The sequence below is a fragment of the Arcticibacter sp. genome, from assembly GCF_053551015.1.
The window spans coordinates 17,213-29,265 of sequence record NZ_JBMQOB010000001.1; the positions used below are offsets into that span (position 1 = coordinate 17,213).

General features: G+C 43.7%; 12 protein-coding genes. 8 read left to right on the plus strand and 4 right to left on the minus strand.

The features are described 5' to 3' along the window. Nucleotides 1-12 precede the first annotated feature (12 nt). The 4 genes from clpP to ACO1NU_RS00095 are packed head-to-tail and all read left to right on the plus strand — an operon-like array spanning nt 13 to nt 4,280. The gene (clpP, locus tag ACO1NU_RS00080) at nt 13-717 is read left to right on the plus strand and encodes an ATP-dependent Clp endopeptidase proteolytic subunit ClpP (protein WP_448816398.1); all 705 of its coding nucleotides are present in this window, start codon (nt 13-15) and stop codon (nt 715-717) included. Further along, on the plus strand, nt 710-1,951 hold the full coding sequence (clpX, locus tag ACO1NU_RS00085) for an ATP-dependent Clp protease ATP-binding subunit ClpX (protein ID WP_448816399.1): 1,242 nt from the start codon (nt 710-712) through the stop codon (nt 1,949-1,951). Before clpP ends, clpX begins: the two co-directional genes overlap by 8 nt. A gap of 46 nt (nt 1,952-1,997) precedes the next feature. After that, entirely contained in the window at nt 1,998-2,861 is an 864-nt protein-coding gene (locus ACO1NU_RS00090; RefSeq protein ID WP_448816400.1) for an AMP nucleosidase, read from the plus strand. Nucleotides 2,862-2,918: 57 nt separating this feature from the next. Continuing rightward, nucleotides 2,919-4,280 carry a pyridoxal-phosphate dependent enzyme gene (locus ACO1NU_RS00095; protein WP_448816401.1) on the plus strand — a complete coding sequence of 454 codons (1,362 nt, stop codon included), beginning with the start codon at nt 2,919-2,921 and terminating at the stop codon, nt 4,278-4,280. A gap of 115 nt (nt 4,281-4,395) precedes the next feature. Here the strand turns inward: ACO1NU_RS00095 and murA are convergent, their stop codons facing one another. From murA to ACO1NU_RS00115, 4 genes are all read right to left on the minus strand, one after another. Then, the gene (murA, locus tag ACO1NU_RS00100) at nt 4,396-5,721 is read right to left on the minus strand and encodes a UDP-N-acetylglucosamine 1-carboxyvinyltransferase (RefSeq protein WP_448816402.1); all 1,326 of its coding nucleotides are present in this window, start codon (nt 5,719-5,721) and stop codon (nt 4,396-4,398) included. A gap of 21 nt (nt 5,722-5,742) precedes the next feature. Then, entirely contained in the window at nt 5,743-6,420 is a 678-nt protein-coding gene (locus ACO1NU_RS00105) for a DUF4290 domain-containing protein (protein ID WP_448816403.1), read from the minus strand. A 52-nt stretch (nt 6,421-6,472) separates the two neighbouring features. Then, nucleotides 6,473-8,749, minus strand: coding sequence for an ATP-dependent helicase (locus ACO1NU_RS00110; protein WP_448816404.1), 2,277 nt, complete (start codon nt 8,747-8,749; stop codon nt 6,473-6,475). An 81-nt stretch (nt 8,750-8,830) separates the two neighbouring features. Beyond that, nucleotides 8,831-10,087 carry a hypothetical protein gene (locus ACO1NU_RS00115; RefSeq protein WP_448816405.1) on the minus strand — a complete coding sequence of 419 codons (1,257 nt, stop codon included), beginning with the start codon at nt 10,085-10,087 and terminating at the stop codon, nt 8,831-8,833. A 620-nt stretch (nt 10,088-10,707) separates the two neighbouring features. Here ACO1NU_RS00115 and ACO1NU_RS00120 point away from each other — a divergent pair. The 4 genes from ACO1NU_RS00120 to ACO1NU_RS00135 all read left to right on the plus strand — a co-directional run. Beyond that, nucleotides 10,708-10,845 carry a hypothetical protein gene (locus ACO1NU_RS00120; RefSeq protein ID WP_448816406.1) on the plus strand — a complete coding sequence of 46 codons (138 nt, stop codon included), beginning with the start codon at nt 10,708-10,710 and terminating at the stop codon, nt 10,843-10,845. 47 nt (nt 10,846-10,892) lie between these two features. Continuing rightward, nucleotides 10,893-11,030, plus strand: a complete 138-nt coding sequence (locus ACO1NU_RS00125) for a hypothetical protein (RefSeq protein ID WP_448816407.1) — start codon at nt 10,893-10,895, stop codon at nt 11,028-11,030. A 49-nt stretch (nt 11,031-11,079) separates the two neighbouring features. Beyond that, the gene (locus ACO1NU_RS00130) at nt 11,080-11,217 is read left to right on the plus strand and encodes a hypothetical protein (protein ID WP_448816408.1); all 138 of its coding nucleotides are present in this window, start codon (nt 11,080-11,082) and stop codon (nt 11,215-11,217) included. Nucleotides 11,218-11,286: 69 nt separating this feature from the next. Beyond that, nucleotides 11,287-12,053, plus strand: a 767-nt coding sequence (locus ACO1NU_RS00135; RefSeq protein WP_448816409.1) for a M20/M25/M40 family metallo-hydrolase, incomplete at its 3' end; no start/stop codon positions are given.

Sequence of the window (12,053 nt, forward strand, 5' to 3'; positions counted from 1 at the left end):
ACTTTTAATCCAATGAATATTGACAAAAATGAGTTTCGTAAATACGCTGTTAAACACCATCGGATTGGCAGTCAGCATGTAGACAGTTTCATTGGCAGGGTAGAGAAAAGCGCTATCCCGATGTCTATGACTCCCTACATCATTGAGGAACGTCAGTTGAACGTTGCTCAAATGGATGTGTTTTCACGGTTAATGATGGACCGTATCATCTTCCTGGGAGATGCTATTTACGACAGCAACGCAAATATCATTCAGGCGCAGCTTCTCTTCCTGCAGTCGACCGACGCGAAGAGAGATATCCAAATCTATATTAATTCTCCCGGTGGTTCTGTTTACGCAGGACTTGGCATTTACGATACCATGCAGTACATCACTCCGGATGTAGCAACGATCTGTACCGGTATGGCAGCTTCTATGGGTGCAGTATTGCTATGTGCGGGCGCTGCGGGCAAACGTGCTGCTTTAGCCCATTCGCGTGTGATGATCCATCAGCCGCTGGGTGGTGTTCAGGGTCAGGCTTCGGATATTGAAATCACGGCTCGTGAGATCTTGAAGCTGAAGAGAGAGTTATACGAAATTATCTCCAACCACTCCGGTCAGGATTATCAAAAAGTACACGATGCTTCTGACAGGGATTACTGGATGATTGCAAGTGAGGCCAAGGAATTTGGTATGATTGACGAGGTGCTTGGCGAAAACAAAACTAACAATGAGTAAAAGCTCAAAAGATATTAAATGTTCATTTTGTGGTTCTGGTAAACAGGATACGCTGATGCTCATTGCTGGCCTGGATGCTCACATCTGTGATAAGTGTGTGGCTCAGGCTAACCAGATTCTGGCTGAAGAGCTTTCAGTAAGGAAGACGAAGAACTCCGGTTCTTCGCTTACTTTGATGAAGCCGCTGGAGATAAAGAAGCATTTGGACCAGTACGTTATTGGGCAGGATGAGGCGAAAAAGGTACTTTCAGTTGCTGTTTACAACCACTATAAGCGCCTGAATCAAAAGGTGGAGAAGGATGAGATAGAGATTGAAAAGTCAAATATCATCATGGTGGCGGAGACTGGTACCGGCAAAACGCTTTTAGCGAAGACGATTGCCAAGATCTTACACGTTCCATTTTGTATCTGCGACGCGACCGTATTAACGGAAGCGGGCTATGTGGGAGAGGATGTGGAGAGTATTCTTACGCGTTTACTTCAGGCTGCAGATTATGATGTGGCATCTGCCGAGCGCGGCATCGTTTACATTGATGAGGTGGATAAGATTGCTCGTAAAAGTGACAATCCTTCTATTACACGTGATGTATCGGGCGAAGGTGTTCAGCAGGCTTTACTCAAGATCCTTGAAGGTACCGTTGTAAACGTTCCACCGCAGGGAGGACGTAAACATCCGGACCAGAAGATGATTGCCGTGAACACGAACAACATCCTGTTTATTTGTGGTGGTGCTTTTGACGGTATCGATCGGAAGATTGCCAACCGCTTAAAGACGCAAACTGTAGGTTACCGGATCAATGATGATGATGAGAATATCGATCTGAAGAATCTGTATAAATACATAACTCCTCAGGATCTTCGTTCGTTTGGTTTGATTCCGGAGTTGATCGGTCGCTTGCCAGTGGTCACTCACCTGAATCCTCTGGACAGGGAAGCTTTGATCAGCATTCTTACTGAGCCGAAGAACTCTTTGATCAAACAATATCAGAAGCTCTTCGAATATGAAGATATCAAGCTGGAGTTTGACAAGGAGGTGCTTGAGTTTATTGTTGACAAGGCAATGGAGTTTAAGCTCGGAGCCAGAGGGCTAAGATCGATTTGTGAGGCCATCATGATTGATGCGATGTTTGAAGTCCCCTCCCAAAAGGGGCAGAATAAGGAGCTTTATATTACGCTGAGTTATGCGCATGAAAAGTTTGCCAAATCAGATATCAAAAAATTAAAAGTAGCATAATCAGAACCCCGAAGAGATTCGGGGTTTTTTTTAAAACGAATATTTTATGAATGAAGAAAAAGACATAAAAAAAGATCCGGAAATTGTTGAGCAGGCACAGCAAGTCAAGGAGGTTGAGAGCCCCGTAAAGAAAGGATTGAAGACGAAAGAAGATATAGTGAACAACTGGCTGCCACGATATACGGGAAGACCTTTGAAAGATTTCTCGCAGTTTATATTGTTGACCAATTTCTCGAAATACCTGCAGCTTTTCTCTGAGTGGCATGACAATGCCCCTATCATGGGTCTTGACAAGCCGATGCAGAGCGTATCCGCTAATGGAATTACAATCATCAACTTTGGGATGGGGAGTCCGCTAGCGGCCACAATGATGGATCTCTTAAGCGCGATAAAACCCAAGGCGGTATTGTTTTTAGGTAAATGCGGAGGTCTCAAGAAAAACAACAGCATAGGCGACCTGATTTTGCCTATTGCCGCAATTCGGGGGGAAGGAACGTCAAACGATTATCTTCCTGCAGAGGTGCCAGCACTTCCTGCCTTCGCGCTTCAAAAAGCCATCTCCACGACCATCAGGGATCATTCCAGAGATTACTATACTGGTACTGTGTATACGACCAACAGGCGCGTATGGGAGCATGATAAGAACTTTAAGAAGTATCTGAAGACCTTACGTGCAATGGCTGTGGACATGGAGACTGCAACTGTTTTCACGACCGGATTCGCGAATAAGATACCTACCGGCGCTCTGTTGCTGGTTTCCGATCAGCCGATGATCCCGGAAGGGGTGAAGACAACTGAAAGCGATTCTAAAGTGACGGAACGCTTCGTAGAATCTCACCTGAAGATCGGAATCGACTCCCTCATGCAGTTAATTAACAATGGGTTGACGGTTAAGCATCTGAAGTTCTAACGTGCAGGCACTGCCTGCATTCTCTATTAATTTGATAGTATTTACTACCTTTGCTTTATGTGGTACAACAATATTTTGGAGACTATCGGGAACACCCCGCTTGTTAAGCTGAACAAGGTGACATCGGAAGTCAAAGCTACTGTGCTTGCTAAGATCGAAACCCGTAATCCGGGCAATTCGATTAAGGACCGGATGGCCCTTAAGATGATTGAAGATGCAGAGGAGGCGGGGCTGCTAAAGCCTGGTGGAACGATTATAGAGGGGACCTCGGGGAACACCGGTATGGGGCTGGCTATGGCGGCAATCGTTAAAGGCTACAAATGTATTTTTACAACCACCGATAAGCAATCGAAAGAGAAAGTAGATGCTCTCAGGGCTTTTGGAGCGGAAGTAATTGTTTGTCCCACCAATGTGGAGCCGGAAGATCCACGTTCTTACTATTCGGTTTCTTCGCGTTTACAGCGGGAGGTGCCTAACTCATGGAAAGCCAATCAGTATGATAACCTGTCGAACAGTAAGGCCAATTATGAGCAAACAGGTCCAGAGATATGGGAGCAGACGGAAGGGAAGATTACTCACCTTGTTGTAGGTGTAGGTACAGGAGGAACTATATCAGGAGCCGGAAGATACCTGAAAGAAAAAAATCCTGATATCAAGATCTGGGGTATAGACACCTACGGATCAGTGTTCAAGAAATATAAGGAAACGGGGGAATTCGATAAAGATGAGATCTATCCCTATATCACAGAAGGCATTGGAGAGGACTTTCTTCCTGAGAACGTTGACTTTTCGGTGATTGATCATTTCGAGAAGGTGACCGATAAAGATGCGGCGCTGATGACCAGGGAAATTACCCGCAAGGAGGGCATCTTTGCAGGAAACTCGAGTGGTGCTGCTATCGCCGGATTGATGCAGATGAAAGATCAGCTGAAAGAAGGGGATCTCGTTGTGGTCATCATCCATGATCATGGGACCCGCTATTTGGGCAAGATGTTCAATGAGGATTGGTTGCGCGAACGTGGCTTCCTGAAAGATGAGAAGCTGACTGCAGGGGCCATTCTGGCGAACAGGGAGAGTCAGGAAATTGTGACCATTGATGCAGATCAGTCTGTTTTAGAAGCAATCAATACGATCAAGATGCTGAATATTTCTCAGCTTCCGGTTACGCAGCATGACATGGTTGTGGGGAAGGTTACAGAGAGTGATATTTTGTCCGCTCTGCTGGAAAATCCTTCTGCTAAGTCATTCAAGGTTCTTGATGTGATGACAAAGCCTTTCCCATTTGTGGATTTGAATACGTCAATCGATAAGATATCCGGTTTGATCAATAAAGAGAATACAGCGGTGCTGGTAGAGGATACCCGTGGCAAGCTGGAGATTATTACCCAGTTTGACATTATTAGCGCTATGTCGGCATAGAGATGTCTTGTAAACATAAAAAGCGTCAGATCCTTTCAGGGTCTGACGCTTTTGCGTTTATAGGTGCTTTGGCTTCAAGTGCTCTTTGGCAAATTAATTGCCTGGGGCGACCTGGCTAATGTGATTTCGGCATGGCGTTGATACGCTTGATGTCTGCACCCAGTGCTCTGAGTCGGATATCGATGTCCTGATAGCCTCTTTCAATCTGCTCGATGTTATGAATGATTGATCTTCCACTGGCTGATAGCGCAGCAATCAGTAGAGCAACCCCTGCACGGATATCCGGAGAGGTCATTTCAATGCCTCTAAGCTGTACCTGCTTGTTGAGTCCGATTATTGTGGCACGGTGAGGATCACATAGTATGATCTGGGCACCCATGTCGATCAGTTTATCAACAAAGAAGAGGCGGCTTTCAAACATCTTTTGATGGATGAGAACGTTTCCTTTTGCCTGTGTAGCGATCACGAGCACAATGCTCAACAGATCGGGCGTGAAGCCCGGCCACGGAGCATCAGCAATGGTGAGTATTGAACCGTCGATGAATGTTTCGATTTCGTAGTTTTTCTGGGCAGGGATATGAAGATCATCTCCTCTGAGTTCCAGTTGAATACCCAGGCGCCTGAATACTTCAGGGATAATACCGAGTTCCTTGTACTGGACATCTTTAATGGTGATCTCTGAGCCTGTCATTGCTGCAAGGCCGATGAATGAGCCAATCTCGATCATATCGGGCAACAGACGATGTTCTGTGCCGCCGAGCTGTTGAACTCCTTCGATGGTGATGAGGTTGGATCCGATGCCGGATATCTTTGCACCCATTCTGTTCAGCATCTTGCAAAGTTGCTGCAGGTAAGGCTCGCAGGCCGCATTGTATATCGTGGTAGTTCCCTTTGCAAGGACAGCTGCCATAACGACGTTGGCAGTTCCGGTAACGGATGCTTCATCAAGGAGCACATATGCACCCCGGAGGTCTGTTGCATCCACATTGAAGAATCCGGTTTCGGAGTTATAAATGAACTTTGCACCTAGTTTTTCAAATCCAAGGAAGTGCGTATCCAGACGGCGCCTTCCGATCTTATCACCTCCTGGTTTCGGGATGGCAGCTTTACCGAAACGGGCAAGCAGAGGGCCTACGATCATGATTGATCCTCTCAAGCTTCCGCCTTTGGACTTAAATTGTTCTGACTGAAAGAAGTCCAGGTCTATATTGCTGGCTTCGAAGGTATATGTATCCTTGTTTAGTCTTTCAACCTTTACGCCGAGGTCGCCGAGTAATTCAATCAGTTTGTTGACGTCAACGATGTCGGGTATATTGCTTATTGTAACTTTCTCATTTGTTAACAGTACCGCAGAGATTACCTGAAGAGCCTCATTTTTGGCACCCTGAGGAATAATCTCTCCTTTCAGAGGTTTCCCTCCGTTAATTTCAAATGCATTCATTTGCTTCGCGAATTTTGTAATCTAGTAACGTTTTCCGGTGTTTTTCGGACGATTTCCACCGTTTCTATTATTTGAGTTTTGCCTGTTTTTGCCGTTTTGAGTACCATTCTTTTGAACGTTCTTTGGTCTCATGCTAGTTGGAGCCGGGCGGACGTCAACCTTATTCAGATTCACATTGTCCTCCAGAATCAGCTCCCCGTTTGACAGGTCTTTAAGGTCTGAAATGATCGTTTCATCCGTTACCGAATCTTTATTCCAGGTAACGTATGCCATCTTCATGAAGTTGGCTATAGACTGTACCATTGCTTGTTTGCGCTGTGGATCCTCGATAGAACGAGCTTGCTTGATAAGCACTTCTACCGTTTTACCATAGTGCTTATAGCGAATGCGCTGCTGCGGGTAAGGTAAAGCATCGGGCTTTACGTTAAGTACGTCTGCAGTAGGAACAGGGTACGGGCAGTCAACATCAATCTTAAAGTCGGAAATTATATGCAGGTGATCCCACAATTTGTGTTTAAAGTCTGCAACGTCTCTCAGGTGAGGATTCAGAAAGCCCATCAGGTCAATCACCACCTGAGCATGGCGATTTCTTTCTTCTTTAGTAGGAAGGGTACAAATATAGGCGACCATATTTTGTACATTTCTTCCATACTCTGCAAGGATCAGTTTATTCCTTGTACTATTATAGTCAAATGTCATTCTTTCGTTTGTTTGAGGGGGAGGTTCCCGGTCGGATCTCTATCCGTATAGATTACGTGACGATACGAAGTTTAGCAAATTTAAGCAAAAGTTGTTTCTGTCCTAATTCTTTGAAGAAAATTGTTGCCTTTATATCCGATTTATTCCCCTCTATATTAATTACTTTGCCGTAGCCGAAACGTTCGTGTTCAACTTCCATGCCAACCTGGAGTCCTGAAATGTCAGAAGGAGCAAAGCCTGCACTTGGAACATGCGCTTTAGGCAACATAGACGTTGTTTTGAGCATGCCGGTCTTTGGCTTTGGTTTAGAAAAGCTGTCGGAAGAGCTCTGCGACTCCAGACGATCTGAAAAGAACGGGTTTTTTTCTATTGATTTTTGCTGTTCCCCGTAGGCGAGTTCCAGATAACGCGCATCGATCTCGTCGATAAACCGACTGGGCTCACAGCTGGTTAAGGTCCCCCAACGGTACCGTGAGGTGGCGTAGGAGATCGTGAGCTTCTTTTCTGCACGTGTAATGGCCACATAGAATAAGCGGCGCTCCTCTTCGAGGTCGGACCTGGAGTTTACCGACATCTGCGACGGAAAGAGATTCTCTTCCAGTCCGACGATATAAACATGAGGGAATTCGAGTCCTTTAGCAGAGTGGATAGTCATTAGAGACACCGTGTCAGCATCGGGGTTTTTGTCGTTATCGTCATTTGTGAGAAGCGCGACGTCCTGCATGAATATATCAAGGCCACGTTCCTCAAGATCTTCACGTTCAGAAAATTCCTTGATCCCGTTCAAGAGCTCCTGGATGTTTTCGTAGCGGCTGAGGCCCTCAACCGATTTGTCGGCATAAAGATCCTTCAGCAAGCCGGAATGCTGGGCAATGTGTAACGCAGCTTCATAGGCTGACTGGTTCTTTGCGACCACCTGAAAGCTCTGGATCATGGTAGCGAAGCCACCCGCGGGTGCAGCGGTTCGTGGTTCCAGATAGCTTGGTGCTTCTTTGATGATCTCCCAGGGAGTCGTATTGTTCTTGTCCGCAGCGATGATGATGCGTTCCAGGGATGTGTCTCCAATACCACGTTTCGGGTAGTTGATCACCCGCTTAAGGGCTTCTTCATCGTTGGGATTGAAGGTTAATCTGAAATAAGCGATCAGATCCTTAATTTCTTTCCTCTGATAAAAAGAAAGGCCACCGTAAATCTTGTATGGAACATTCAGCTTTCTCAGGGCTTCTTCCATTGCACGCGACTGCGCGTTAGTACGATATAAAATAGCAAAATCCTGGTGTTTCAATCCCCTGAGGCTGCGTTCCTGAATAATACTTTCGGCTACGATCTTTCCTTCTTCATTATCGCTGAATGCTCTGGCTATTCTGATTTTATCGCCGTCTTCATTCTCGGAGAATACGTTTTTCTTCAGCTGATTTTTGTTGTTGGCGATGATGCTGTTCGCAACATTAACAATGTTCTGGGTAGACCGGTAGTTTTGCTCCAGTTTAAATACTTTCAGATCCGGGTAATCCTTTTCGAAGTTCAGGATGTTCTGAATGTTGGCTCCGCGGAAAGCGTAAATACTCTGGGCGTCATCTCCTACGACACAAAGGTTTTCGTTTATGGCTGCGAGCTTCTTTACGATCAGGTACTGAGCATAGTTGGTATCCTGATACTCATCGACCATCAGGTATTTAAACTTATTCTGGTATTTGTAGAGAACATCAGGATGTTCGCGGAGGAGGACATTTGTTTTGAAGAGGATATCGTCAAAGTCCATTGCGCCCGCTTTGAAGCAGCGTTGCGTGTAAGTCTGGTAAATTTCACCTAGTCGCCCACGACCGCTTGAAAAGTCTTCAGACTGTATCTGTGCATTCTTTTGATATTCAGCTGCTGAAATCAGGTTGTTCTTCGCTGAAGATATGCGGTTATAGACAAAATTGGCATTGTAGAGCTTGTCGTCAAGTTGTTGTTCTCTCAGAATGGATCTGATGAGGCTCTTGCTGTCGTCTGTGTCGTAAATGGTGAAATTGGTAGGGTAGCCAATTCGGCTAGCTTCCACACGGAGGATCTTGGCAAACACGGAGTGGAAAGTTCCCATCCATATGTTCTTCGCTTCTGCTCCGACCACATCCATAATACGGGTGCGCATTTCTTTGGCAGCCTTGTTTGTAAATGTAAGGACGAGCAAGTTAAATGGATCAACCCCTGTCTTGATCAAGTGGGCGACCCTGTACGTAATTACACGTGTCTTCCCTGAACCCGCGCCAGCAACTATCATTACCGGCCCCTTTGTTTGTTCTACTGCTGCCCGTTGCGATGGATTTAATCCCTTTAAATATTCCAATATCTAATCCTCTTTTAATTGGCAAAATTAAAAAATTGAGGACAAATCTCTTCCTTATATCGTGTCTTTATTGCAGTAGTGTTAAAGTCCCTTGTTTTCAAGGCTATGCAGGTTCGTATTGATGTTGCGGATCTTATCGTCAATATCGTTGATACACTTGCCGATTTCTTTTACAAATTCATCGTTTTCGATGAGCCTGTCTTCTTCAAGCATCATCAATCCTTTCATGGTAGCTATAGGACTGCGGATCTGATGAGAGAGGTGGGCTGAATATTCCGAAAGTTTCTTGTTTTTGATCTGCAGGTCAAGCGTTCGCTCAGTGATGATTTCCTCTAGATTATGATTGATGCGATTTAGATTTTCTTTTTGCAGGGAAACTTCATCGTTAAGCGTCTGAAGCTGCTTATTGGTTTTCGCTTTCTTCTTATTGTTGATGTAGAGAAGCATGATGACCATTGCAAGGAGAACGAAAACAATAACTGACGCCCAGAACATCACGCGGTTGGTCTTTTGTCTTTCAATGAGGATCAGCGTCTGTTTCTCTCGTTCCAGATGGCGTTGCTGCTCCTGGAGAAGGCCGATCTTTTGGGATTCGATATTGTTAAACTGCACACTATCCTGCGTGTAAACTTCTCTGAGGTAGTCGATAGCCTGTTTGTAATTTTTTCTTTTGTACTCCAGTTGGTAAGATGTAAAGGTATAATCCTGCTGAAGTTTCGGATCTTTAACCAGTTCAGTATAAGCCTTTCCTTCATTCAGGGCTTCCTCAGCTTTGTCGAATTTTCCCTGGTTGATGTAAATGGCGGCAAGTGTTAAATTGATACTGGCGACGGTGTTATTTAGTTCATTTTTCTTGGCATTATGATTAGCGCGGATTAATACCTCTGCTGCCTTATCGCTTTGTTTGAGGTTGAAATAGATCACGCCGATGTTTTGGAGTGCATGAGTCATCCCTATCGGATTCCCCAGCTTGGTAAAAAGATCATTGCTTTTTTCAAAGTAGTTTAAAGCGATATTATAACGCTTCTGGCGGAAGTAGATGATGCCGATATTGAGATTGGTACCGGCAATAAGGTCTGACATATTTAGTTGATCAGCAAGAACGAGAGATTTGTTGAAATACATCAAACCCTTATCAAAATCATATTCCCGGTAGAGATTTCCGATGTTATTATAAACTTTAGCCATTCCTGGCTTATAATCATTCTTAGTAAAAGTAGATAATGAGATAAGATACGATTTGAGTGCTTTCTCGTTTTCCCACAGATAATAGTAGCCAATTCCGACAATCCGTTGTGCCTCTGCATACCCGTTAGAGTAGTTACTGGACTGTGCCATCTTCGATGCTTTCAAGCCGTATTTTAACGTTTGTTCCGGATTTGTAAGTCGAATGTTGTAAGCTAAGGAATTTAATCTGTCTATAGCAATGCTATCTTTTTCCCACTTGCTTTGTTCAGCAAAAAGATTTAGGGATACAAGTACGAGAAGTAAGCTAAGGTAATAACTGGATTTCATTTGCTATGTCACAGGAAAGGTATACAATATTTTCGTAATCGCTGTACAAAAACACCAACTATTGCCATTTTAAGAGAGTGCATATTAAAACTAGTTCAGCTGAAGAATTAACAGTTATGATATACGATTGAGCCAATTGAAGATAATTGGTTACAACGGAAGTAAAAAAATGTGTAATCAGGTATAATTGGTGTAGATTTTTGAAAGATTATGTGCCATTTACTGTTACCCCTATCCATTTGAAAATGCAAATTTTATTCCTAGGTTTGAAATATAATATTTTTGGCATTAAATTATTTTCTACAGTGGAAAATAAACTTTTTGAATGTAAAGAGGGTTTTTATAATTGAATTATCCTTAACGATATCGAAACTTGCTTAATATCAGATTGTTAATGTGTGTGTGTCAAATGTTAATCAACAACTAAATATAAAATTGTCAAGATGAAAAAAATTATTGTATTAGCCGTATTAGTATGCGTAGTATTCGCATCATGCAAAAAAGAAGAAACAGCAACCCCTTCAACCAAAACAGAAAAGGTTATGGGCGGAGAGAAGAAAGATATGGGTGGTTGGGACTAAGTCCGAGCTTTCAGACAATCAGTTAAAAAACAAACAGCTTTAGTCAAATGAAAAAGATCATCGTAATAGCCGCGTTAGTGTCAGTAGTATTTGCATCATGCAAAAAAGAAGAAATAGCAGCTCCTTCAACCCAAACAGAAAAGGTTATGGGCGGAGAGAAGAAAGATATGGGCGGCTGGGACTAAGTCCGACTCTTTAGAAACTAAGTCAATAAAACAAAACAGCTTCAGTCAAATGAAAAAGATCATCGTATTAGCCGCATTGGTGTCAGTAGTATTTGCATCATGCAAAAAAGAAGAAATAGCAGCTCCTTCAACCCAAACAGAAAAGGTTATGGGCGGAGAGAAGAAAGATATGGGCGGTTGGGACTAATCTGAAGCCTCATCTTTAAATTGTAGAGTTCGTTTCTACTAAACTATATTTGCGTAAAACTTACAGATTATGCAGATGATAAAACAGTATGTTGAAGAGAATAAACAGCGGTTTTTAGATGAGCTAATTGCACTGCTCAGGTTTCCTTCAATCAGTGCGGACCCATCATATAAAGATGATGTTTTAAAGACAGCGGACTTTGTTGCGGAGAAGCTAAGGGAAGCCGGCGCTGAAAACGTAGAAGTCTGCCCCACCGCAGGTTACCCTATCGTATACGGTGAAAAGATCATTGATCCGGCTAAACCAACTGTGTTGGTATATGGCCATTATGATGTTCAGCCTGCAGATCCTCTGGAGTTATGGAATACACCTCCATTCGAACCTACTATCAGAGATGAGAAGATCTATGCACGCGGAGCATGCGATGATAAAGGTCAGTTCTATATGCATGTTAAAGCATTTGAAATGATGATCAATTCAGATTCGCTTCCATGCAATATCAAATTTATGATAGAGGGGGAAGAAGAAGTTGGATCCAGCAATCTTGGCATCTTTGTTAAAGCAAATAAAGAACGCTTAAAATCGGACGTTGTCCTGATCTCGGACACTTCCATGATCAGCCTTGAAAATCCATCGCTAGAGACAGGACTTCGCGGTTTATCCTATTTGGAGGTGGAAGTAACCGGACCTAACAGAGATCTTCATTCAGGAGTATACGGCGGAGCGGTAGCAAACCCTGCAACCATATTGTGCCAGCTGATTGCATCACTGCATGACGCAAATAATCATATTACGATCCCGCATTTTTATGACGAGGTAATCAATCTCTCAGAAGA